Source organism: Mesorhizobium sp. M0001 (genome assembly GCF_040324255.1).
In the GTDB taxonomy this organism is placed as follows: Bacteria; Pseudomonadota; Alphaproteobacteria; order Rhizobiales; family Rhizobiaceae; genus Mesorhizobium.
Genome location: NZ_JAMYVS010000011.1, coordinates 173,051 through 197,997, shown reverse-complemented (window position 1 = coordinate 197,997; position 24,947 = coordinate 173,051). Strand labels below are relative to the sequence as shown.

Genomic DNA, 24,947 nt, shown 5'->3' with positions numbered 1-24,947 from the left:
GCGCGGCCTCAAGGGCGTCGAGTTGGTTGTGTCCGACGATCACGCCGGCCTGGTGGCAGCGATCGGCGAGGTGATCCCCGAAGCCGCCTGGCAACGCTGCTACAGGAACGCGCTCGATCATTTGCCGAGGAAGCACGGCGACGACTGCCTGCAGGAATTGCGCTGGCTCTACGACCGGCGCGATCTCGCAGAGGCCAGGGCTGATCTTGCCGCATGGCTTGCAAAATGGTCGGCACGCTATCCGCGCCTGACAGGCTGGGCCGAGGATGCCATCGAACAAACCCTGACCTTCTTCAGGCTGCCGAGACAGCACCACAAGCATCTCAAATCCACCAACATGCTGGAGCGGCTCAACGAGGAAATCCGCCGGCGCACCTATGTCGTGCGCATCTTCCCCAATACCGAAAGCTGCCTGCGCCTGGTCAGGGCGTTGGCCGTCGAGACCAATGAAAACTGGATGGAGGCCAACCGATACATCAACATGGACGACCTGCGCGAGCACAAGAAGCTCGCTCTGCGCCAAGCCGCATGACCAGCATCATGGCTGCCCAATTTTGCAGAACTTGACGCACACAACCCTGCGATACCTGTCGCCGGTCCGGAAGAAGCGCTGGGTGGTCTACGCCAAGGCGCCGTTCGGGGGACCGGAAGCGGTACTCGCCTACCTGTCGCGCTATACGCACCGAGTCGCGATCTCGAACCGCCGCCTCATCCGGTTCCAAGAGAACGGCGTCACCGCTACAAGGACTACCGTCGCGACGGCGTCGACCGGCAGCAGGTCATGACGCTTGCGACGGACGAGTTCATCCGCCGCTTCCTGCTCCATGTCCTGCCGCGTGGGTTCCACCGCATCCGTCACTACGGCCTGCTCGCAGGCTCCGCCCGCAAGGATAGCCTCGCCCGCGCCCGCGAACTCCTGGACGTCGCCGCGCCGCCTGACCTCGGCGATTCCGACGAACCGGACGACTTCCGTCCGTCATGCCCGTGCTGCGGCGGACGCATGATCGTCGTCGAGGTGTTCGAACGCTGGAGGCAGCCACGCGGTCCGCCGGACGCAACCGCGACGAACCGGGAGACCGCTCCATGACCCGGCATGGCATGGTCCAGACTTCAGTCGCAGGCCCTCAGCCTCCGGCAACGGATCGACGCACGTCTATGGTGATTATCGACTCCGACAGAGCCGGGCCCAGCCGCCCACCGTCCCGACAATACCGCGCGGAGGCGCAACGAAGCGGTCTGTCCGCATTCACCCCAGAGCTTCCCGACGGCGGTCGCGCCATCGCCGACATCAGCTGCAAATCGAAATCCCCATAGACATCGACTGTGGCCCGCGGGTTCCTGCATGAGAGGCTTTCGTACGCCCGACGGCACCCGAAACCCTTCCCAATATTGGACGTCCCGGCCCGTACCGTCGGCTCCCAATAGCAGCCGTTCGTTCAAGTTTGCCTGCGATGACGACATGGGGCGGGAAACGGGCAGGTAGGTTTGGTCAGTTTAGCATCAAAGCGGACATCGATCCCGTTCACCTAACCATGGCATCCCGAGGCTACGCCCACATCGCCAGTAGCGTTCCCCACTCCGTGCAGCTGCGGGCCATCACTAAAGATCCGCAGATTGTTCAGAGTAGAAAAGTTCGATGGCCTTGAAACATCGTCCCGTCGATTGCAGCAAACAAGGAGCCATCGGGAAAGACGCTTCCGTTCTGTACTACTGGGTTAGCTGGGCCGCCGCCGTCCGTAGTGTTGCCGTCATAAGTCAAAAGGGGCCACTCATCGTCCTCCAAAGCCGCTCCGATTGCCTCAAGGGCATGAACGTCAAGACCTGCGCCTATCCATAGTCCCTTTTGGTGAGGTGAGATTGTGAGCGACATCGCGAACCGACGGGCACCGACCTGGAATATGGGAAAGTCGACGGCTATGCGATCGCGGCGTTGAATGTCGCGAAGACTTCTTGCCGTGTCGGTCAGCCCCATGAAGGCCAGCCATGCAGCATAGTTCCGGCGTCTCACCCAGCTCTTGGGTAACTCAACCGGCCCCGTACCGTCTCGCCCGGGAGGGTCCACGAAGATCAAGGCAGACTGGGCGGAATTTCCTTTCTCACGAAAACAGCTGTAGACCGCAATCAAAGCGGCCTTCAGGACGGTTTTGATCTTGCTAGGGTCGTTATCGGGCTGCGAGAAAGACGCCTTAGATTCTAAGATCATCCGCTGCATGGTCTGCGTTTCAAACAGAAAGTCAGCGAGCTTCATCGTCTTGCCGTGAAGCGAGGCGAGGTGGCTGGAGACCGCTAGGTCCGAGGCAAGATGGCCGGCGAAGTTATACCCCTTACCATGCGCGAAGAGCAGCGAGAGTCCTTGGCCTAGGCGACCGCTCAGACTGGTCCGCGTGAAGTCGTTGAGCGATGCGGGACTTCCGGGAACGATCCTGAGATTTGCGGCAGGGCTAAAATCAACGATCCTGTCGACCTGCAGCAGGAAACCTAATCCGGGTAGAAGGAGATCGCGCTCCACAAGATAGTCAGCTTTTACAACGGCGTGGGCAAGTTGCCAGCCAGTGAAATGCAGCGGTGGTTTCGGCTGTGCCAGCGCAACCCATGCCGGGCCATTCGGTAGCCGAGATTTGCGAATGTCGGCCTGTGCCCATTCATACACGGCGACATTGTGGCTTCCCAACGCTGCGAGCATCCGCCCTACACCAGCAAACATTTGCACCCAACTCTAGCCGACGAACTTCTCTTCGACCTTGTCGCGGCTGTTGTCTTGCCAGACATAGGACACCCGCCTCGCCAACAGCATCACACCTTCAGCGACTTGCCGACCGCAACGAGATCGGGCAGGGATTTTGCCGGCAAACGGGCGATGCGCGCGTTGATCTTGCCGTCCATCCTCTGCAGGAACTTGGTCGAACGCAGGCTGCTCTTGAACGACCCGTATTCTTCGCGGTCGTAGGTATCGACGGCGGAGTCATAGAACCGGTCGACAGATTTGCTCACATATTTTCGGACCGCATTCGTGAATTCCGGGGTGTTCATGCGCGCCAGCGTTATCTGCGAGGCTTTGACGTTTGTGAACTTTTCAAAGAGCTTGTATGTGCAATAGATGATCCAATACGAGCTTGTGACACTGAGCAGCCCGGCATTTGCGTCGGCACCGATGCCCTTGACCAGAGCTTGCCGCTCCTCGTCCGCCAGCTTCCCGACTATCCAGCTCAGGTACACCGCGGTCGCTGGGATGCCCTTGTAGAAAAGCTTCTGATACGGCTGATCGAAGAGTTCGCCCTTGTTGGCGATGGCCTGGATAAGGAACTCATTCTGGGTCGACGCGAGGAACTGCGTCACTTTGTCGAGTTCGATCGTTTTGAAATCCTTTTTGCGCCGGGATCCTTCCTGCTTCGGCGCATAATCGACACCGACCGTCTTGAAATCGGCGCGCAACGTTTGCTGTAGGTCATCCGCCGCTCGCACGGACCAGATCCGAACGGCGTTCTGGGAATTGTTGTAACGAACGATGTCGTTGCGGATAGCGGACTTGGCCGCGATAACCCGCGCCAAGACCTTTGCTTCCCGCGACGCCTTCGCCTGCACCAGACTCGATGTCGTCTGGCAACCGTTGACGATACTAAACCGCTTCAGCTTCAACGACGTCTTCGTGCCCTTTTGAGGAATTGGCTCGACCGTATCCGCAACGAACGTAACGCCGTTGTTGAGCGCCCAAAAAGCGCCGGGTCGGGACTTTGCCGTTTTGATGATCTGCTCGTTAATGCCGCCCTTCCGCGCGCCGAGGAATAAGCGGATGTTGCCGGCGAACAGGTCGTCATTGTGCGCCTTATAGAGACGCTGAAGTTCCTCGGCGCTGATCGAGCCGACCCAAGCCCGCCCGTACTCACCATTATCCTCGATGTGGCCGCCACTGAAGTTCAAGGTGTCCTCGGCGATACCTCGTTCAGATGAGACCAAGGTCTTGTACCGCGCCAGGATGTCCTCCTGCGAGAAGTAGAAGTAGCCCACGTCGACGTTACGCGGGTCTTCTTGATGAGCGGTCACGGAATCGCTGATTTCCTTAGACTTTAATCCCAAGGTAATCAGACCCGCGGCGACAGCATAGTCCGGATAGCTTTCCTTAAGATTTTCTATCGTTTCGGCCATGTCGGGGCGACCGGCCTTAGCAAGCTGCTTCGGGTCGTGCACGAACGGAATGGACGAGATCACGGCGTCCCATTTCGCCTTGGAGGTTTTCTTATCGAAATTGACCGGACAATGAGCCTGGATGATCACGATTTCTTGGGCGTTCTCATCGGCGAAGGCCAGGTCGATGCCCTGATCGTTGCCGCCGTCGCTTCCTGCAGCCTCAAGAGATTCGTCTTCGTCCTGGTTAAAAAAATTAATGGCGAACCAAGCAGCGAACGCCCGCTGTCGAATTATTCCGCCCCGGAGCGCAAGTTCATCGATCGACGCCAGAATGTCGGTAAGCTCTTTATTCTTATCCATAATTTGCCCTCCCAAGGAAGACACGGGGTAACCCAGTGTGGCAGGCAGCACAAGGAAAACTTGGAAGTTCTTACGGTCGCGGTTCAATCGCTGAGGTCACCCGGCGCTTAACGGCAGCCAACTGATCCTCGACGCCCGAAACCGGACAGCCTGGTATCGGCCCCACGGCTGCCAACCCTCAATTGTTTCTCTTCCGGCCAATCAAGGCCAAGGAGAAATGAAATGGGATATTCTCGATACGCTGCAGTTCGTGGCCGGGCTGCATGGAATGCTGGAAATGGTTGGACCAAACGCCCTCTGACCCAGAAACAGATCTGGGCAATCCGCTTCTTCCTGGATCGGGAGGGGCGAGTTCGCGACCGTGCCCTGTTTGATCTTGCAATCGACAGCAAGCTTCGCGGATGCGACCTCGTCAAGATCAAGACAGGCGACTTGGTCACGGGGCCGGAAGTTCGAACGCGGGCGACCGTCATTCAACAGAAAACCGGACGTCCTGTTCAATTCGAACTCACCAGCGATGTGCGTGCCAGCCTATTGACGCGGCGGCACCGTCGGTGATCACGCTTTCCCCAGTCGGATCGACCACTCGCACCACATGAGCACGCGGCAGTATGCTCGTCTGGTCGATGAATGGGTGAGCGCGATTGGGCTTCGATCATCAGACTATGGCACGCACTCGCTGCGAAGAACGAAAGCGGCCATGATCTACAAGGCAACCGGCAACCTGCGCGCCATCCAGATCTTGCTCGGACACACCAAGATTGAGAACACGGTTCGATATCTCGGTGTGGACATCGAGGATGCGCTGCTTCTGGCCGAACGAACCGAGATCTGAACATGGAGCGGTCATTCGTTTATACCGGATGACCGCTCCGCGCGGCTGGCTCTTCGCCCACGACATCCGCAAGTGGGGTGGGAAGGGGCCGTTCGCTTTCCGCACGGATTGCGCGAAAGCGGATGTCATGGTGCTGAGCCTTCTGTATCTGCTTTGGCAAAGGCACCTGCCCGAACGCGATGAGGATCGATCAAGCGACGACGACAGTGATCAGCACCTCGCTGCCATCGAATCAGAGCGAAGGCTCAACCGAGAGCCGGATCGCACCGGTCAACCGAGGCGCGCGCTTTTCGGAATTTTGACTATTCACAGGCATTCCAACAACGCCCACCCAAGGCGCTACTCATAACTTATCATGTCTTCTACAATCACTGCGGGAGAATCACACATGGTTATGAATTTTGACAGTCTTTCGCGGCCCAAGGGCATGTCGGCGCCAACGGATCCGTTCGAAATCTTCTCCAAGACCCCCAACCAGAAGAACGTTCCGAACGATCTTTGGAAAGGGCAAGCCGAAGCCCTAACCCGATGGCACAAGAGCCGCACGAATGAAGACAGCGTGATCCTGCTGAACACAGGCGCAGGCAAATCGATAGTCGGTGTTCTGATGGCGCAGAGTCTGGTCAACGAAGCGATCGGGCCCGTTGTCTTCGCATGCGCCACAATCGACCTGATCGAGCAGACGGCACGGGAGTGCGAACGTCTGGGGATCAAATATACTAAGCGTGCCGCAGGCAATTTCTCCAACGACTTGTTCGAAACGGGCAAGGCATTCTGCATCACGACCTATCAGTCATTGTTCGTCGCGAAGTCGACCTTCACAGGAATAAAAGCGCCTGCCGCTGTCATCTTTGACGACGCGCACGTCGGAGAGCGTGTAATCCGAGACGCGTTCACCCTGACTATCAGCAAGGAGCAGCACCCCGCGCTGTTCCACGAGGTCGTCGAGATCGTCCGGCCCGAGTTCGAGGGCCTCGGGAAAGGGCCGCATTTCAGTACCGTTCTGGAGCAGGTGGGCCACCAGGCGGTCACGATGTGTCCGCCTTCGACCGCCTTCCGGCATCGAGAAGCCATCCTTGATGCGATCAAGAAGATCGACTGGCGGAACTCGGACATGATGTTCCCAGCGATTCGTCTGTGGGAGAATCTCGGCACCTGCGCTGTTTTCGTGTCGGCGAACGCCATCGAGATCACGCCTCCGTTCATCCCTACCGGGGTCTATGACTTCCTCGGAAAAGGGGTCCGACGCATCTATCTGTCGGCCACCGTGGAGTTTGAGACGGACTTCGTCAGAGGGTTCGGACGGCGCGCGAAGGACCCTATCGTGCCGGACAACGACGCTGGCAACGGAGAACGACTGATCCTTCTCAGCAGCAGGTTCGATCAGAAGGTCGACAAGAAGGACGTGGCGGCGGAGATCCTGAAGACACACAAGCTACTGATCTCGGTGCCGTCGTACCCGAAAGCCACGGCTTGGAAGGTCTTCGGGACACCGCCGAAGCGCGGCGATTTCACAGACGAGTTGCAGGCCTTCCGGACTTCTAAGACAGGTTCCTTCATTCTCGTCTCCCGTATCGACGGCATCGATCTGCCTCAGGACACCTGCCGCGTTATGCTGATCGACGGCGCGCCGTCGGGATCGAGCCTCATGGACCAGTACCTGTTCCAGAACCTGTCGCTGGCGAACCTGTTCTCCACAAAGATGGCCAGCCGCATCACGCAGCTTCTAGGGCGCATTAACCGGGGTCGAAGCGACTACAGCGCGTTCGTCATCTACGGCGGAGACATCAACGTGTGGCTGAAGACCGACCGCAATGTGGCGCTGCTACCGCCGCTCATCCGTAAGCAGGTAATCCTGAGCCAAACGGTACAGGAAGGCATGGACCAGTACGACCCGGCGAAGATCGCAGATCTGGTCACGCAGGTGCTCGGCCGAGATCAGAGCTGGATGAATTTCTACCGCGAAACGGTCGACGGCTTGGAGGTCTCATCCGAGGCGTTGGAGAAGGTGAAGGAGCGCGAAACGCAGCTCGCCGCATCTGCCGAGGCCGAGTGCAAATTCATGACTAGGTTGTGGCAGGGTGACATTGACGGTGCCCGGACAGCACTGCTTGACGTTCTGGACGACACCGCGCTGGCGGATGCTAAGCTTGCCGGCTGGTATTCGGTTTGGCTTGCCGCCTCATACGAAGCCGAAGGTGACAGCGAAACGGCGATAGCCCATTTCAAAAAGGCAAGGGCCAGACTGTCGCCGAAGCTTAACGTTCCGGCTCGAAGCGAGTTGGACCGCGAGTTCGAGAAAGGCGGTGCGAAGACACTGCTTCAGAGGCGCCTTCTTGAAGTGAACCACCATGGCCCGCAGGCGCTGGGTAATCTCATCGCCAAGCTCAAGATACAAGCCAAGATACTGGGGGACACAGCCTCTTCGTCGAATGCCAAGGAAGAGGCCGTCCGTATGTACGGTGAGCTGATCGGCTTCTCGGCCAGTCGGCCGGACAACGAATTTCATCATGGGCCCGACGTAATATGGAAGGACGACGAGGCAGCGACGCTTGTAGCGTTCGAGCTGAAAACCGAGAAAAACGAGCCAGCGCAGTACACGAAGGCAGAGGTCGGACAAGCCCACAATCACCTGCAGTGGCTGAAGGACAGCGAGGGAGAAACCCGGTCCGGCGGACTTCTCCTGGTGGGTCCGCCTGGTATCTGCAAGTCCGAAGCCAGCCCGTCCGACGACATCTATCTTGTCGAGACCAGCGCTCTCGTCGAGAGGATGCGATCGTTCATCTCCAAGATCGACGACACTAGAGGGAGAACGGCCATCGATCGCTGGACGCTACTGAACGAACTAGGTGGTCTTGCGGAATGGCAGCCGACCGGTTTCTTCGGGGCTCTGGCAACTAAGACGTTGAAGTCGCTGAAGGTGCCTTGAGCCAGGCGGAATGACGGTTCAGGCGGCGACCTCAGCCGCCCTACGTCCGCTTTCGGGCGCCTTCAATCAGTTGCGGGATGGCTTATACGAGGTCGGTTGCCGAACGACGGCTTACTGAGTTTTTCCGCCAGAACCGGACAGGCAGCAGACGGCCTAATATGAGACGTGCGTTACCTCGCTGGATGTGGGGTGCCGACCGAGACATCCCCGGCCAAAAATGCAAAAAACCGTCCCGGTTAGACCGGGGCGGTTAGCGTGTTATGACAGAAGTGGCTGCGGGGAGGCGCAGCATGTATCGTCCATGAGGAAATAGGGCGTCTGTGGGCGACGGCGCCAGTGCGGCGACCAAGGGCGGCGTGCTCAAGCTTGACGTGGCGATGCGACAGGCTTGTAAGTGATCAGACACTGCAGGTAACCGATGGCAAGCCGACAAGTCCAGAGCATCACGGAGCGACTGCCCTACTCTTTGAGAGAAGGTGTGAACGGCTATGTTGACGCCGTTGCCGCGGTAGTTCCTGACATCGCTAGGGACGCGCGCGTCGAGATCAGCGGCGATAGGCTGGACCAATTCCTGCTCGTCGTCGCCATCCGGAGGATCTGGTCCACTGTAAACAGCCAGTTCTGGATCATGAACGACTGCATCAGCGTGGCAACGCGAACACCTCCGGGGTCGGAAGGCCCGCCTCAAACACGCGGCTTCCGCATCGGGCGGGACGAAATCAGCCAAGATTCCTCGGCAGTCGTGGAAGGGAGAAACCTTCGTCAGGAACTCTATAAGTTGATAGTTAAGCTCGACATCGAACATCTCGTTGCGGAAAGCAGCAGTCTGAGTGATGTGGCCGCGAAGATGTTTGTGAGGGAAGGTTGAACGTCGCCGAAATTGAGAAAGAGCTTAAAGCTTTCATCAACAAGCACTCCGTTCAATTCGAGCACCTGGCGGTTAGGGAGACTGCGCTTCTAGAGCTGGGCGCCCTCACTATGGCGACCGAACATTACCGGCTGGCTGGGTACACGATCACGGTGGAGAACGCGATCAACGGCCTCTTCGTAGCCAAGCTGTCGTCTCGCGGGTACCCTTATAATTTCTCATGGTTCAAGTGTGTTAAAGGTGACGAGCTTTACGAGATACATTCCAACCTCTCGGTCATGGGTGGCCATAATGATGAGGCAGTCTATGTCGTCGACGTGGCTGTCGTTGTAGGCGACGACAAGGTGCCAAAGGCTAAGCCAAAGCAGAAATGGGTAGCGCTGGACAACAAGGCGCTGGCGACGTTCGCTGAAGTGAAAAAGCTGGTCGTGTACCCGATGCTACTCGCTCAGTTCATCGGAATTGTGCACGAAATCACGCCTTCAAGGCTCAAAAAGCTGAAGGCCAGCCTGCCTGCCGACAACCACTTTCCGCCTTCTCTGATCACCCTAGGGTATCTGACCGCGACCTCAAGCAAGGCCCTGAAGGGGTTTGCGAAACGGAAGTTCAGGGTTTGCGTCGTCCACAACTTCGATATGTATCTCTCGCAAATGAGGCGAGGTGAGGCATCGAAGTCGCCTTTCGTGATGGTCCAGACCATCCTGTAATAGAAACCCGCCTGAAACCGGGTCCGTGGCAGGTCGGCGTAGAGAAGAAAGCTCACGGGACACATCGCGTTCCGCCAGCTGCTGCCGTTTTTGGACAGGGTGAGCCGGTCCATAAGCCATCGGCGAGCTTTCCATGAAGACCGTTGCGCCGCCGGGCTATTCCTTGCGTTGCGGCATGAGGGGAACAAAGGAACCATGATGTGGCCGCTTCCGCCGCAATGCTGCCGGGCCGCAGTGCGCCTCATCTCAGTCATTCGATCGCCGGATCTCGATTCCGGGAGCTGCCGTTCGCCGACTTGGCTATGGATCCGTAGCTCGCATTCTGATTAGTCTTGGCGTATTGCTGCGCTGTCAGTTCCCCGACTGCTTGAATATTCGCCCGGTTGGTCGAAAAGGACGCAGCGCTGCTGAGATTGGGTGAATCCGAAGGCGATGCATTGGTCCAGTGCCGAGCAGCCCCGTTCGCACTCGTTGCGAGAGCGGGCGCTCAGCACCCGGAACCCGTTGCCTGAAAAAGCCTTGCCGTTGAAATACTCGAAATAGGGAGCCGCACTCGACGCCGGCGGCATGTCATCTCCCGAGATAACGCCGCTAGTAGCGCGGGCGTTCATCAAGAGTTGACCTTGTCGCTTCTTGAGAAAGCACTTTCGGTTCCACGCGTCGTAAGTGAAAGCCCTGCACCAGCTCTCCGAAGCTCGGCACATGGATTCACACTGTTCCACGTTGTCAGCTTGACGGGTCTCTGCGGCCTCACTCTTCAGATCCCTGTTGAGGAAACGCCTGAAAGATCCGGATGGCGGCGTGACGGCCACCGCCTCCTCTTCCAACTCGCCAGGCTCCGGCGGCGGTTCTGCAGCCTGTGGAGAGGCAGGTGGATTGACTGGCGGATGATAGCCAGTGACCAGACTGCGAGTGCCGGCCGTGTGTCCTTGGCTTTCCTGCGCGCCTGCTACGCTCGAGAACAGCCTGCAGACGCCGCCATCCGACGAATGATCAAAGCCCGCGCACCCCGAGCGCGCGGAACAAAGCTTGCTGCAGGCCTCAAGCGGCACGCTGACCGTGGCGCTGACCGCCCCGTTCAGGAAGGTCTGCGGGTAGCGGAAGAGCTCCTGGGCCGATTGCGCGTTTGCGGGCCGACCTCCGGCCGGCGGAACAATAGCAGCCGCAACTGCGACCACAAACCCTATCAGTAGTCCAACGGTTCTGCCGCTTAATTGCCGACGACAAATGCGATCAGCAAACATCCGCGGGCAGGCAGGATGCACGTCCGATGGTGGCTCGGACACTTGGAGCACCTGCGGATTGTTCATCTGTGACATTGGTTGCCTTTCTCCGCCGTTTTCCGAAGAGAGCCTCAAAAGCTTCCGGGACCGCTCAGCGGACATTTCCGGGATGCGAGAACCGAGAAGGTCCCAAAATGGTTGTTGCAGATGCGGAACTTAGACGGACGTGCCGTCGACGCCGAGGAGGTCGGATCTGGTGAGGCCGCTTTTGACTTTGCTGCCGGCCGCTGACTTGTCGCCTCTCGTTGTTTTTTACGTCTTGGTTTCGCTCGGACGATCGCCGCAGGCTTGCCAGTCTTTTGCGATGTGGCGCTTTTCTGCTTCGTCGCTTCCGCTTCTGACGCACCTTGGCTCCGCTGCGGTGTCGGTTGAGCTGCGACTGGCGGATTGGCTGGCGGACGGTAGCCCATGACGAGACTGCGTGTTCCGGCGATGTGTGGCGGCTCTCACCCGCGCCAGCCACGTTCGCGAACAGCCGACAGACACCGTCGGACGACGAGTAGTCGAAGCCGATGCATCCCGAACGCGCGAAGCAGAGGTTTCTGCACGACTTCAGCGGCACGCTGACCGTGGCGCTGACGGTTCCATTCAGGAGGGTTTGTGGATAATCGAAGAACTCTCCTGTCGACTGCGCGTTCGCTGGCAGAATCCCCGTTGGCGGCACGACAGCAGCAAGCGCGCCCGCAAGTCCCAAAAGAAGTCCCGCCATCCCGCGACGAAGACCACCTGCCAGCATGTTTCCTCCTCGCCTGCTCAGCCTCGCGCTACCGTTCCTGTACAATGGTCGTGTCCGCGGAAACGGCCGGTGCGAGCTTCCTTTTCAGGCGGATGATGTTCTCGTAGGATTTCTGTATCCGCTCAAGCATTTCCGGGTCCTTGCGCGCTTCCTCAGACAGGAGGGCGGCAACCTTTTCCGGGACCAGGGGGTCTGGATGTTTGTCGTTGGCGAATATCAGGATGTCGTTCCCTGCCAAAACGGCTCGGCGCACCGAGTCCTCGAAGCTGATGGTGTTGGTAATGGCCTGCATCTGCATGTCGTCGCTGATAACCACGCCCTTGAAGTGCATCTTGTCCCGCAGCAGCCCGGTTAACGTCGCGCGGGAAAGCGAGGAGGGGATTTGGGCCGAAAAGGAAAGCTTGTTATTTATCACATGGGCCGACATGACCATGTCGACATCTCCCGACGCGATCAGGTTCTTGTAGGGGAGAAGTTCCTTATCGCTCCATGTCTTGGAAACGTCGGCCATGCCCTTGTGGCTGTCCTTGGTGCTGGAACCGTGCCCAGGGAAGTGTTTCAAGACCGTTAGCACTCCCTTCGCCCGATGCGCTTCGACGAAAGCCTTCGCGTATGCCTCGACCGTCTGCGGATCGGCGGAAAAGCTCCTGCCAAGCTTGCCAATGATGGGATTTGCCGGGTTGACGTTGACATCGACGACGGGAGCCAAGTTGAGGTTGAATCCCAGATCCGAGAGAGCGGAAGCGAGGTTCTGGTAAACCACGCCGGCCTCGTCTGGACTCATGGACTTAGCCACAGTCGCCTCGCTCGGCGTCTCGTTGAACCCCATGGCTCCAGTGAACCTCTGGATACGGCCGCCCTCCTGGTCGACAGCAATGAGCAGCGGGGTTGCCGCGAAACGCTGCAGGCCCTCGTTCAGTTGCCGCACTTGCTTCAGGCCGTCGATATTGCGCCCCAGATAAATGACGCCCGTGATCTTTCCTTCCTCCGCTTGCCTGACGACTCTCGCGTATCCCTCGGCATCGGGCTCGCTGCCGACAAAGCCAACCAACACCATCTGCCCGATCATCTGACGCAGCCTGGCGTCTTCGATTATTCGATGCAGGTCGACGATTGGGATGCGGGCTCTCGGCACTGGGGGGTCAGCCTTCAGCGGTGAGGAAAGGCCAAAGAAGGCGCAGGCAACAGCGGTGAGAAATGCGATCCGCGGCGGCATGTTTTAGTCCCTCGGAGCGACGGGATGTACAAAGTCGGGAGTGACCGTCCGGCTGTTTTTTCGCGCCGACGTCATGCCTTTTCGCCGCACCGGGTACAGGTTGGTTCCCTGGACCAGGAAACATCGGTTGGGTCTCACGGTCACCCACGTAAACCCACCGCATCCACCGTCCGAGTGACATTGCCCCATGCATTCCTGATAGGAGATCGCAGGCGATTCCATGCCGTTTCCAATGAAGCCGCTCAGGGTGAAAAGCTCCCAGTCGGCAGTCAAGGTCGGAGGAGGGGCCGATGGTTTAGCCTTGAAATAGAGGCCGGACCGTCCCAAAGGGTAGGATTGCACGAAATCGAAGCCCGATTTTAAAAAGCATCGATTCACCTCCTGATTGTAGGTGAACGCCCGGCAGGAGGTTCGGCTGTCACACAGAGCCGAGCAGCTTTCGGCGTTGGGCGCATCGATGCCTTTTGACACGAGATCGCCCCCCCAAAGGTCAACCCCGCTGAAGGACGCATAGTACCAGGACTCGGCATTGGCGGGATCGTGATAGCCTGGAATCCGCTGGCGGGTGCCGCCGGTCGAGAGCGGGTCAGGTTGTGCTGAGGCGACCGCTGGAAACAAACGGCAGAGGTTGGTTGAAGAGGAGTGATCGAACCCGGCGCAGCCCGAACGCTCCAGGCAGATTTTCCGGCAGTCGTCCAAAGGTCGCCGGAACTCGGCACTGGGGGTTCCCCTCAATGCGGTCTCTGGATATTCGAGAAGTTCGCCTCCTGACGCCTGCGCCAATGCCTGCGTAGCAATTCCAGGCATCGCAAGCGAAAATGTCAGCAGAAACGCCGCCGACGCTGTTCCGACCACGCGCAACCAATGCCGCCTCCGCTGCATTCCGCTTCCCTTGGCCCAACCCATGAAACCGATATGTAAGAGCGGTTGGGTCAAGGACTGATCGACCCTTCGCAGTAGGTGGTGCGAAGGAAATTCTCGTATGCGTTGGCGTGGTTCGAGCCCGTGTCGCTAGCGTCGACGCAAAGCGAGCTCAGCAGGTTGTTGGCTTGCGCATTGCCCTCTAGCGCGAGTTCGAAATACGAACGCGCCGCCTTATTGGAGTCGATCGCGTCCACGCGGTCCGGCGCGAAGGTCCTTGGATCATACCATTTCGCCATTTCGAGCTTCGCGTCCTGGTTGCCTCTCTGCATTGCGAGATTGATCGCCTGCAGCCCGACGCTCCGGTCTCCGCGCTTGAAAGCCTCCTCGCTTAGCGCGAAGAGTTCATGGCCGTCAGTGTCGGTTTCCTTGAGCTTCGCCAGCCTGGCTGCAAGCGGAGGATTTGTCGGGTCGGTGTAATTCGAAAGCAGGCTGCGCGTCGCAGCGGTCGAACCCACGTTCACGCGTCCGGCGCCCACGCTCGCGAACAGGCGGCACTCGTCCTTTTGAGAATGGTCAAACCCCTGACATCCCGAACGCGCCTCGCAGAGTTTCCGGCATTCTTCTATCGGCTTGGAAAACTGGGCGCTGACGATCCCGTTCAGCAGAGTGTCCGGGTAGTTGAAAAGCTCGTTCGCCGCGGAATTTTCCTGTGCTCCCGCTGACAGGGTCATGCCCAGCAAGATTGCAGCAGCCATAGCCGCCATGTACCCCCTGAAGTGGAGGAAATACTTGTCGAAGCTGCTCTTCAGCATGCCATTGTCCCTCTGACGGTTCCATAGGCGGCGAATTGCCGGACCTTGTGATTTTCAATCATTATTCCAGCGTCCCCTCGCAATAAGTGTCCTTCAGGAACCCATTGAACCCAAGGTCTTGAGGAGAACTCGCGCTCTTCGCGCAGAGGGAGCGGAGCATTTCCCTGGCCGCTGTCTCGCCTTCTACCGACAGTTCGAAATAGGCCCTCGCCGCCCTGTTCGCATCCGGTCGATCTGCTCTGCTGGGCTCGAAGGAGCTTGGATCGTACCAGCGCGCAATCTCGAGTTTCGCGTCCTTGTTGCCCCGCTCCATCGCAAGATTGATCGCCTGCAAGCCGATTCCGCCGGCGCCTTCCCGGTATGCCTCGCCGCTTAGGGCGAACAGCGCAACGCCGTTAGTGTCCGTCAGCTTCAGCCTCTCGAAACGCGCGAGCAAAGGCTCGGGGTTGTTGAACCAACCCCTGCTGTCGGCAATGTAGTATCCTCCCCCTGCCAGAAGCAGCGCCAACGGGATCAGTAGGTACAAGAACCGCCTCTTCTTTGGCGGCTGGGCCAAAGGCTGGGGTTTCGGCTCCACCACCCGTGGCAGCTCAACAACCTGTTCGAGGGCCTCTTCAAGCTCCCGTTCTATAGCCTGAGGAATGGACATCTTGAAAGGGGTCAGTTCCTGGGACCAAGCTCCCGGGCTAGGTGGGATCGGCGGCCAGAAGGCGCTCCCCTCAATGTCATGGCCTTCGACTTCGATCTTCACCTGCAGGTCGACCGGGATCTGGTCGCAGACCTCGGGTCCGACGACCAGCGTGGCCGAATTCGCGCCGCGGCTGACGACCGCTGCCTCTACGGTTGCGGGACGCGCCTGCCATCCGGCGGCGCCAAGATAGGGAGCGTCCTTGGACTTGCGCATGATCGACAGTCGCAACCCCGGAGAGCTGCCTAGTTCCTGCGGGAACGTGATCAGGGCATGCCCGAACAGGCGCGTCTCGTCCTCGCTGACTTTGACCGCAACCTTGTTCATCGAGCAGTCCCAACGGGCGCACCAAGCAGCGGCGCGGACTCATCGAGCGCGTCCAGTATGGCCCTCAGGCGCTCGTTCTCCTCGACGTTTATAATGATCCCTTCGCCCGAGAGGACGTTGTCAGTAACCACTTGGTGGAAGGCGTACATCCACTCCGAGAGCGCGAGGTAGGAGAAGTTCCGCCGCTCCACCCCAAGCCCGTCGCAGTCTGAAACGCTCGGACGGCGGGCAAAAACCCTAACTTCACCGTTCTCAGTGCCGTCAGGAGCCAGAGGCCGCTTGTTCTCGGGCATCGCGTCGAAGCCAAGCGTGCTGACGAAACGGTTGATGTGGCTCGTGGCAAGAAAGCCAGCCTTCTCGAGCAGGATGTCGGACCTTTCGACTGAACTTCCCGAGAGCTTGGCAAGGTCCCTGGCTATGCGCTCTTCGAGCCCCGATCGCCGCGCGGCAGATGTAAGCTCGGCGACCAACTCGCTTGCGGACTCTTGCCCGAGGCCAATGGCCTGCAACGCATTGTCGTTTCTCGCGAGTGCGAAAAGGCCGTCCGTCCAATGCCTGATGGCTGACCGGGCGAGATAGGCTTCGCGCGGCAGCGCTTTCTGCGAAACCGACTCCCCGGAGGAAACCACGGCCGCGGCCACCTTCTTCTTGCTGCCGGGCAATGGAGGGGCGCCGGGCCGCGGAGGCGCCGGTCGCTTCTTCGCCGCGGCGTCGGTCCGTCCTTCGGAACCTTCCTCCGGCGCGTTCTGCCGCTTGAGGCGGTTGCCGTACTCGATGTGAAGGTGTTCGGAGATTCCGTTCTGCGATATCTGCAGCATCTTCATGGCGGTCCCGAACTGGTCCCGCTCCCAAACCTCGGTGAAGTTTGCGAGAATCTGGTCCGAGACTTCCCGACGCTCGGCTATCCGCTTGTTGATGTCGCTTTCGATGAAATACGGAGCGAGCACACGGCGAATATCGTGGGCTATGTCCCCGACGCGGCCTCGTATCTGTGAATACTTGATGTCGGGACGACAGATGGCCGCGAGGTTCTCCGCCAGATAGCTTACGCCGCCATCGTTCAGCCTGAGGGCCTCGTCGAAGGCCTTGGCCGGCTCGCGGAAGTGCTGCTGAACTTCACTGACCTGAAGATACGCCTCGCGCAGCGCGGCGACTTTCGCGACCTTGTCGGGCAATATCTCGGTCTCCACGCCGCCTTTGTACTTGATCAGGGACTCTGCCTTGAAGTTCGGGTTGCGCAGCCAGTAAGAGTTGTTGAAAGGCCTGTCCGGCATCCATTCGAACGGCCACTTGTGGGCCTTGCCGAAAAAGCGCGTTAGCGAGGCGCCCAGGCGCGCGCTGAAACGATCCGCCAGGCTCTGTCCTTCCTCGCCCGCCTTTTCGCTGAAGTGCATGTCGAACATCGTCAGCACCAGGAACAGCGCAGTCTCGGTCCGGGCCCGATCGAGCGGGCTTTCCCCGTGCGAGGTTCTGATCCAGTCGTCGATCATGTCGGGAAGGGTCGCGACGTCCTGGTTCGAGGGCTTGATGCACAGCAGCATGCTCGAAAGCTCCTGCTCTGCAACGTAGCGGTCGAAGAGGTAGGCAACCTTGCCCCGGACGAAGAGTTCCTTGAGCGCGTCGGGGTTGCCCTCGATGAAGGCCTGAAGGTCCACCTTCTGCCTGCTGCGAGCGCCCGGGAAGTCCAGGAGGTCTGTGTGCTCGAAGAACGGCCATGGCTGTTCCGATATCGCAATCCGGAGTTCAGCCACCAATGCGGCGATAACGGGTCTCGGCAACGAAACCGTCGATCCTTTCATTGGCCGGATCAGCAGCTCGTCCTGGCCGGATTTTCCGAGCCCCCGCAGCGTCTCGACGTCTATGATGCTGCTTTCCCGGGGAACCAGCGCCTCGACAGGGCAGTAGGCATCCTTGGCGAACCCAAGGCTCTCAAGGGCGGTGACGAGTTCGACGAAGAGATCGGTAAATTTCTGCAGACCGCCCCATAGCACGGAAAAAAGGTCGCCGCGGTCGGCAATGGAAAGCCGGGAGCCAAGGAAGGCCGCTTCCTCCCAGTAGGCCCCCAGCGTCTCGATGTTCGGCAACCCGGCGAACTGCTTCTCGAAATACTCCTGGAGGTCCCACACGTCCTCCTCGGCCAGGCCATCCGTCGCTGCCTGCGGCATAGCCCGGCTCTTCGCCCTTTCCAGGGTGGACAGGACGGTGTCGGAAGTCAGCGGCGCGCGTTTCTTCGCGTCTCCGTCAAGGAAGAAGCTGTTGCCCAGGACCTTGGCCACGTCCGTTTCGCTCAGCATCCTCAGCACAACGGGCGCGCCGGGCGGACTTGGCTCTTCTCGAACCGAAAAGCGGGTGACAAGCCCGGTCGACTCCCGATCGCCACCGGGGTTGATCTCCCGGATGAAATCGACCTCCCGCCCGAGATCGCCGAAGCGAGCCATCAAGGGCGCGCTTCCATTGCGGGCCAGGACGGACACAAGATAAGACTTGCCAGCCTGGCTGGGGCCGAACACCCCGACGCACATGGGGCGGTCTATGGCCAGCATCGCCTTCCGGGTGGCAACGATCGACTTCTTGAGCTGCTGCTCGGCGCCCGAGCGCGTGCTGCCGACCCGCTCCGCGTTTGCTGAGGCTCCGATCCAGACAAGGCCCTTCTGCGCCGATTTCAGCGCCGTGTCGCAGGTCTTCTTCAACTCTTTACGCATGCCTTCAGCTTTCACTGGATGGAGATAATTCCGGTATCGAGCCAGTAGCCGTCGCCCGCCTCGACCGCGAGCGTGTCCAGCTTCAGCTCCATGATGCGCTTGACCGGAGAGCCGTCGGCGTCCTCCGCGTCCTGAACCACGAACTCCTCGCGGGTCGCCTCGCTCGTAAGAAGCGCGATCTCGTTCGCCTCGTCGTCTTCCGGCACCTGCACATTGCGCGCGATCGTGACGCGGACCGGCTTTCGCACGCTCTGCGCCGATCGCGTCTGCGCGGTGGTCAGCTTGTAGAGCGGAGTCGCCACCCAGCGCTCCAGTGGAAGCTGCCTGAAGCCAATGCGAAGCGGGCTGTGGTAGTCGAATTCCGCCTCGGCTTCCGCCGTTGCGGCATCGAGGTCGATGTCCGAGAAAAGCAGGGTTTCGTCCGGCAGCACGGAGCTGCCCTGAAGCCGACCGATGTACCGGGCCGTCGACTTCATCCTGAGGTACTGGGAATAGAGGGTGAAGTTGGTGATCTGCCGTTCCGCGAGCGCGCACAGCATTGCGCCCACGACCGCGGTCGTCTTTGGATCGTCGATGTGCGTGTTGCTGACGCCCCGGAAGGGATACCACGTGCCGACGCGATAGTCCTTGATCGGAATGACGCGGTCAGGCCGGACCGACATCTTGTTCATGAACAGGCTTATCATCTGTGGCAGGCGCATCGGCCGCCCGGTCAGCAGCACCACGTCAGCGTCCAGATGGTTGATCGCTTCCGCGATGTTGTCGAACACGCCGTCGAAGATCGACAGGACGCACTCTTCGACCGCCAGCGGGTCGACTGCTATGTCGCAGTCGGAGACCGTGAACTCTCCGGCTCCCAGAGCCCCTATGCTGTCCTTGAGATATCCGAGGATGCGCGCGTCAACCGGAATGTCGCCTCCGGCCGTCGTTCGTCCCCCGGTCTCGAAGAAACTGCCTGCCTTCCGGATTTCCGTCTTGCGGCTCGTCGCAGGCATCGCTTCGCATTCGGACAGAACCGCGATGGCGATTGGCTGCAGAACCTGCAGAACGAACTGGCGTCGCAGGTGCTTTTCCTGCTCGGACATGTTCGGGTTGTCGCCTGCGAAGCGGTCCTTGAGATAGTTCCGCGCGTTCGGGAGGCCCGCTTGAGCCAGGCCTTCCTCGAGCCTGGGTATGACAAGCCGCTCGATAACCACCTTGAGGAGGTCGTCCCCCGCGATACGGAATCCCTCCCGAAAGTTCTGGTCGGGGAAAAGGGCGACATTGTCGGTTTGAAAATAGGTCGTAACCATGAGGTCGGTGGTGCCGCCGCCCACGTCGACGCTGGCGACGCGCAGGGACCGTTCGAGCTTCTCCTTGGCCTTGGACGCCGGGAGCGCCTTCGGCCTCTCCCTGTCCTTGCCGAGCATGTCGAACAGCGTCCTGATCGACCCGCCCAGCTTGTGCACGGCCTCGCCGTAGAGATAGACCAGATGAACTGAACTCGCCTCGTCCCAGGAGCAGTGGATTTCCGGACGCTGGCTGTTTATGCCGCTGTCGCTGTCGCCCCATCCCGACAGGGACCAGAGAAGCTTGACCGCGGCTTCCGCGCGCGACCGCAGGATGCGCTGCTCCTGGATCGGGGTCGCTGACGGGATCGTCAGGATGATCCTGCGCAGGCGTCGCGGAGAATCTTTGAGTCTTCTCTCCCGGCGGGTGCCGGGGTTGTTCATCATCGACATCGCCTGCGCAATGATTTCGACAAGCATGAACGTGAAGAAGGACGACCTCGAGAAGCAGAAGCGGCTCGCCGTCTGCAGTTCGCTCTCTTTGACTTTCAACCTGAACTGGCGCCTGTCGCTCTCGAGCTGTTCGAGGACGTCGCCGCGGTCGTTTATGAAGCGGTACATGGAGCGCTCGATCAGCGGCTCGGTTCCCGCATGGCCCGCCGAGGCCGAGCGGAACTTCCACTCCTGGAGAACCGGATCGGAACTCCACAGGTACCGCTTCGGCGAAGAAAGCCCCGTGGCCGCCTCGGTGCCTTCCGACTCCCCGCGCAGGCGGGAGGCCTCGGGGCCGATGCGGAGCAGGCTTGGCCAAAAGAATGCCCGCGGTCGGCCTGACCGCCTGGCGATGTCTTCCGCTCCGAATTCCCCGGCCACCAGTTCGCACTGGCTTTCGAACGGATCGCGATAGACGAGTTCGGGCTTGGAAAGGTCGCGCAATTCCAGCACGACGGAGTTGTTGAGGTCGACGTTCACGTCGTCCGGGAACGACTGGATCAGAAGTCCGCACGACCGCGAGTTCCCGATGTCGAGCACCAGGTCGACGTCGACTGGATGGACGTTCCTGTTGTCGCTGACCGTGTCGATGAGGGTGACGCGAACGGGCTTGATCACGCTGGCGAGAAACTGGACGAAGGTTATGTAGCGGGCGAGGTGCTCGAACTGGAAAGGAAAGTCATCGGGCCTCAGCTCCTTGCCCTTCCTCTGAAGCTTCTTGAAGGAGTGGAGGATGTCCCTCAGCCAATCGTCCAGCCATTTCTGGGCGTCCACGGGCCCTTGTCCGGGAACGTCGACCTTATGGGACAGGAACGAGATGACGTCTGGAAGCTGGCTGACGAACCGGAACGATTCTGTCCGCATCGCGTCTTCCGGACAGGGCGCGAGATAGGGACGGTTCGTCTTGCGGGGCGCAAGCGAGCTGTCGAATGCGAAGATTGCCCTGTGCGTTCCCTTCCGGTCGCCATGGGCGTTCCTGGTTTCCGTAACCCTTACCCGGACCCAGTCGGTCGGGCCCTGTGCGTAAATTTCGTTGCCCAGCGAGTCCTTTCCGGGTTCGATCTTGAAGAACGGCACCGGAACCCAGCGGTCGAGGAAGGTCTCGAGCGCCCTCGACTTCGCGATGTCGTATACCACGTCGTCGCCACTCGGGGGATACGGCGGCTGGTCAGAGTCGGGGTCGTCATCGTTCCAGTTCGGAAGCAGGCGGATCAGCGTCTTTCCATCCGACCCCGTTTCGCCCGGCGACACACGCTCGATGAACGACCTCGTAAGGCGCGGCGAAGCGTCGAAGTCAAACCCGAACTCGACGAACTGGATGCCGCTGTCCGGCACCAGCGTGAAGCCGTCGCTGAAATCGGCGAGGTTGGTCAGCATCGATTCGTCCTGTCAGGCTGGTGGCGGCTTGCTGCAGTCATGGAACATTGAACTCCGTGACTTTCATCTGCGTCGCGGCGTGAGACTCTTCAGTCACGCTGCCCGGGTAGCTTTGCGTGGCGTCACCCTTCTTGAGGATGACGTTGAAATCCGTCCGCCGGGCAGGATCTCCGCGCTTGTTGAACATTCTCAGGTAGACCTCGTAGTGTCCGGGCGGTGGCTTGCTCGCCCACGTTATGTGTTCGACCGGCTTGGTGCTCTCTCCATTGAGATTCATGTCGATGTCGTGCACGCCCCCGCATTTCGGCTGTCCGTCCAGAAGCACCATTCCGCCGTCCGGGCACTTCACGAAGAGGTCCAGGTCGGTCCGGTTGTTCCAGATGAGCGTCACCTGCGTCTGGCCTTCCGCACCGCCTGCGTTTTCGACGCGATTGTCTGCTTCCTGTGCTGGGTCAGTCTGCTCGGCCCTTGGCGCCGGAGCGGGGGGCTGGCACGAGTTCAGGTGCCGCCGCAGCTGCTCCTCGATGACAGCTTCTTCCGACATGAGTTCCCGCGTGCGCAAGCTGCTCTGGTCGACAGTCGGCTGCGGCGGCGCAAGGGCGCAGTAAGCGCCTCCGCCCTTTCCAAATGCGGTGACTCCGAACGGAAGGACCAAGCCGCAAGCGGGGAGCAGCAGCCACGCGGTCGCCCCCGCGAGTGCTACGGGAACAAGCCAAAGAAGCCTGCGGGCGACCGACTGCCACCAGGCAGGTCCAGCAGATCGCACGGGCCGCTCCGTTGCTGTGTCCGCAACAGAAGCCGTCGGCGGGCGGTCCCGGGCGACTTCAGCAATCTGTCCCTTGCCGCTGGTTTCCGCGTCATGTTTTTCGTAACCCCATGCCGTAAGGACGAGCACTCCGTCGCTCCCGTCGGAGCCGCCGGAAACCCATACGTTCTCGTCGTCGGGGAATGTCACCGCGTTGCGCAGCGCAGTAGCCGTCGAGCGGGCTGCCGGGTCGGTGCGAGCCTCATGCGCGGCGGCCGCACGAAGAACTGCGCGGACGGATTGGTCGAGCTGCGCCTTGTAGACGGACGCCGTTTCGGGCGGGAGATCCGTCAGCCGGACAAGAGGCTCGTCGCGCTCGGTATACCAGTCGATCCCAGAGCCGTCCTTGCGCGGTACCGGTTCGGCCAACTCGAGCCCGATGCCCCCGGGGAATTCCCGTCCGAGCACGGCTTGAAGCCTATGGACCGAGCGCTCCGCGGTCGACCCGAGGGAACGCATCAGGCTGAGGGTCGTGGTGGCGACGAACTGGCTCATTTGACAGGGCCTTCCGTTGGCCCTGCGGCCGCGGCTATTCCCGTGGCCGGATTACACGGCTGATCGGCGACGGCCACCGTCACGCCGTTGGCTGACAGGAACCGGATGGCGTCGCTCGCGCCGAGGGAGAAGTTCAGCTTCTGAACATTCTCCCCGTCGAGGACTATGAAGGTGTTGACTCCGACCGCCCGGCCGCAGGCGTCCGAAAGGGGACCTCCGCTGTTGCCGGGGGAAATGTTCGCGGAATGGGTAATGACCTTTGCCGCCCCGCCCTGAGGCATGGCCATGACGTTGCCCTGCGTGACGACCATCTCAAGATTGGCAAGCCCCGTGGTGTCGCCATTGAGGATCGCTCGATAAGTGCTGTCCATCGACATCACGAAGGACGGAAAGCCCCCCGCGATGACGCTGTCCAGCCTCGCGATTTCCGTAGAAAGGTGCAGGGGCCTCACAGTGCTGGGGGCATCATCCACCCGAAGGAGGGCAAAGTCCGGATTTCCAGTCTCGCTGCTTGCGGATCTTGCAACGACACGGGCGGGAACCGCACCCCCGAGTGCCTTGCTGGCGACGAATACCGTCTCCCCGGCGCCCTCGACAACGTGGTTGTTGGTGAGGATTTCCCTCTGGCTCACGAAGAACCCGCTTCCAGTGCTGAGCGAGTCCGCCGAGGGTGCGAGCACGAGGACCGTCGCCGAGTCCAGGGCGGCGAGAAGCGAATGCGGTGAGCCGGGGGCAGGCGCCTGCCCGCGGGCGGCTCCTGACGCGCCGTTTTCTGTTCCACCGCCGGACTCATGGAGCGGCGGACCGAGAACAGATGAATCTGCCTCGCATGCAGCCTTTGCGAGCTCCCTTTTCATTTTGCCGATTCGCTCTTCAAGGCTCCGGTTGACCTCCTCGTTGTTCACGAGTGGAGCTGTCGGTGGCGGCGGGAGCGCTTCCGGATAAACGAGGTTGCCCGGCGAGGCCGCGTAGATCAGGCAGGCGGCGAACACCAACGAAAGGGCAGCTATGGGCCAAAGCCAAGACTGTTTGTGTCGAGCTGGCGCCGTTGATTGAGCCTCTTGCGTGGATGCTGCGGTGGCCTCGGGTGCAATCACGCGCCGCGGGGGAGACAGTCCGGCAGTGGCGAAACCTCCCAGGGCAGCCCACGCCTGACCAGGCACCCGGGGGGACATGCCGCTTGGAAGGTAGGGGCCAATTGTCTTCTCGCTGTGCCGCACGAATGCGGCGCGGGAGGAGCGGGCTTCCTCCGGCAGCACTCCCCAATTCGTGAGGACGGCGTTCTCGCCGACGGCGACGATAGAGGCTTCGTCCGCGACATTGAGCATCGCCCCAACGGTCCCGCCGATTTCCCGGTCCGCCAGGGCTGGTCGAAGCGCCTCGATCCGCGCGGCCAAGTTCGACTCGATCCGCGACCGTTTTCCCCGATCGAGTTCGCCCAGCTGCTTCGGCTCGTCGTCGAAGCTGCTGAACCACGCCACGACCAGGCGGCCGCCCTCCTGCTCCTTGGCGTTCGGTTCCGCGAACAGCCGCGAGGTGTTGTCCCCGCACAGTTCATCTATGCGGGCGAATGCCGTTTCGCAGTCGCGCCATAGCGGTTTCCCTGCGACAGCCAACACGTCCACGGCACGCGCGGACGTTGAACGAACGAAGTGGACATTGCCCCCCCGAGCCATTAGGCACCTTCCCCTTGCCGCAATAAATCGTTAACCATGCGGCGTCCCCGGCCGCATATTTCGACGTAAAAAACGCAGTGTCAACGAGCCCTCAAGTAGATTCGACTCAGATGCTTAACCTGTAGCGGGCTCGCAGCCTATTTCACGTCTTGGCGACAGTTTCTATCTTGATTCCAATTTCGCGGTGCGCATCCCCCATTTAGGGCTGGAAATGCAAATTCTGGAGAATTACGGTCGCGCCGGGCTGGTATTGCCGAGCCCAAAAAGGGGCATTGCCTACGGCAAAGAAAAATGGGGCAACAGGAAAGATCGCGACCTGTCATGAGAATCCTGGCTGGCCGTCTAGTTCGACCCTTCACGTCGCCAGTCATGACATCAAGCC

General features: G+C 60.3%; 16 protein-coding genes and 2 pseudogenes. 6 read left to right on the top strand and 12 right to left on the bottom strand.

The annotated features are described in order from the left end of the window. A partial coding sequence (locus NKK50_RS25670; protein ID WP_352544023.1) for a transposase occupies nt 1-532 on the top strand: 532 nt, incomplete at its 5' end. A gap of 46 nt (nt 533-578) precedes the next feature. Then, a pseudogene (locus NKK50_RS25665) lies at nt 579-1,087 on the top strand (IS91 family transposase); the annotation flags it as partial. A gap of 531 nt (nt 1,088-1,618) precedes the next feature. Here the strand turns inward: NKK50_RS25665 and NKK50_RS25660 are convergent. Next, nucleotides 1,619-2,683: a hypothetical protein gene (locus tag NKK50_RS25660; RefSeq protein WP_352544022.1), complete on the bottom strand. Its 1,065-nt coding sequence runs from the start codon at nt 2,681-2,683 to the stop codon at nt 1,619-1,621. A gap of 110 nt (nt 2,684-2,793) precedes the next feature. After that, on the bottom strand, nt 2,794-4,485 hold the full coding sequence (locus tag NKK50_RS25655) for an AIPR family protein (protein ID WP_352544021.1): 1,692 nt from the start codon (nt 4,483-4,485) through the stop codon (nt 2,794-2,796). 222 nt (nt 4,486-4,707) lie between these two features. On the opposite strand from NKK50_RS25655, the pseudogene NKK50_RS25650 reads away from it, so the two are divergent. From NKK50_RS25650 to NKK50_RS25635, 4 genes and pseudogenes are all read left to right on the top strand, one after another. Next, nucleotides 4,708-5,320 (top strand): annotated as a pseudogene (locus NKK50_RS25650) (tyrosine-type recombinase/integrase). Nucleotides 5,321-5,708: 388 nt separating this feature from the next. Beyond that, nucleotides 5,709-8,249: a DEAD/DEAH box helicase family protein gene (locus tag NKK50_RS25645; protein WP_352544020.1), complete on the top strand. Its 2,541-nt coding sequence runs from the start codon at nt 5,709-5,711 to the stop codon at nt 8,247-8,249. Nucleotides 8,250-8,727: 478 nt separating this feature from the next. After that, entirely contained in the window at nt 8,728-9,117 is a 390-nt protein-coding gene (locus tag NKK50_RS25640; RefSeq protein WP_352544019.1) for a hypothetical protein, read from the top strand. Next, complete coding sequence (locus NKK50_RS25635) at nt 9,114-9,824, top strand: hypothetical protein (RefSeq protein ID WP_352544018.1); 711 nt, start codon at nt 9,114-9,116, stop codon at nt 9,822-9,824. The genes NKK50_RS25640 and NKK50_RS25635 overlap by 4 nt, the downstream gene beginning before the upstream one ends. 326 nt (nt 9,825-10,150) lie before the next feature. Here NKK50_RS25635 and NKK50_RS25630 read toward each other — a convergent pair whose 3' ends face one another. From NKK50_RS25630 to NKK50_RS25585, 10 genes are all read right to left on the bottom strand, one after another. Further along, a complete protein-coding gene (locus tag NKK50_RS25630; RefSeq protein ID WP_352544017.1) occupies nt 10,151-11,143 on the bottom strand; it encodes a PAN domain-containing protein in 993 nt (330 codons plus the stop codon). Nucleotides 11,144-11,198: 55 nt separating this feature from the next. Continuing rightward, nucleotides 11,199-11,816, bottom strand: coding sequence for a PAN domain-containing protein (locus NKK50_RS25625; protein ID WP_352544025.1), 618 nt, complete (start codon nt 11,814-11,816; stop codon nt 11,199-11,201). A gap of 55 nt (nt 11,817-11,871) precedes the next feature. After that, the gene (locus NKK50_RS25620; RefSeq protein ID WP_352544016.1) at nt 11,872-13,059 is read right to left on the bottom strand and encodes a glycoside hydrolase family 3 protein; all 1,188 of its coding nucleotides are present in this window, start codon (nt 13,057-13,059) and stop codon (nt 11,872-11,874) included. A 3-nt stretch (nt 13,060-13,062) separates the two neighbouring features. After that, nucleotides 13,063-13,995 carry a PAN domain-containing protein gene (locus tag NKK50_RS25615; RefSeq protein ID WP_023692437.1) on the bottom strand — a complete coding sequence of 311 codons (933 nt, stop codon included), beginning with the start codon at nt 13,993-13,995 and terminating at the stop codon, nt 13,063-13,065. After that, complete coding sequence (locus NKK50_RS25610) at nt 13,992-14,735, bottom strand: PAN domain-containing protein (protein ID WP_023692436.1); 744 nt, start codon at nt 14,733-14,735, stop codon at nt 13,992-13,994. The genes NKK50_RS25615 and NKK50_RS25610 overlap by 4 nt, the downstream gene beginning before the upstream one ends. 61 nt (nt 14,736-14,796) lie before the next feature. Beyond that, the gene (locus tag NKK50_RS25605; RefSeq protein ID WP_352544015.1) at nt 14,797-15,750 is read right to left on the bottom strand and encodes a hypothetical protein; all 954 of its coding nucleotides are present in this window, start codon (nt 15,748-15,750) and stop codon (nt 14,797-14,799) included. After that, nucleotides 15,747-18,467, bottom strand: a complete 2,721-nt coding sequence (locus NKK50_RS25600; RefSeq protein ID WP_352544014.1) for a virulence factor SrfC family protein — start codon at nt 18,465-18,467, stop codon at nt 15,747-15,749. The genes NKK50_RS25605 and NKK50_RS25600 overlap by 4 nt, the downstream gene beginning before the upstream one ends. Continuing rightward, nucleotides 18,464-21,589: a virulence factor SrfB gene (locus tag NKK50_RS25595; protein WP_352544013.1), complete on the bottom strand. Its 3,126-nt coding sequence runs from the start codon at nt 21,587-21,589 to the stop codon at nt 18,464-18,466. The genes NKK50_RS25600 and NKK50_RS25595 overlap by 4 nt, the downstream gene beginning before the upstream one ends. Before the next feature lie 37 nt (nt 21,590-21,626). Next, nucleotides 21,627-22,889: a hypothetical protein gene (locus NKK50_RS25590; RefSeq protein WP_352544012.1), complete on the bottom strand. Its 1,263-nt coding sequence runs from the start codon at nt 22,887-22,889 to the stop codon at nt 21,627-21,629. Beyond that, on the bottom strand, nt 22,886-24,514 hold the full coding sequence (locus NKK50_RS25585) for a S1C family serine protease (protein WP_352544011.1): 1,629 nt from the start codon (nt 24,512-24,514) through the stop codon (nt 22,886-22,888). Before NKK50_RS25585 ends, NKK50_RS25590 begins: the two co-directional genes overlap by 4 nt. Between the last annotated feature and the right edge of the window lie 433 nt (nt 24,515-24,947).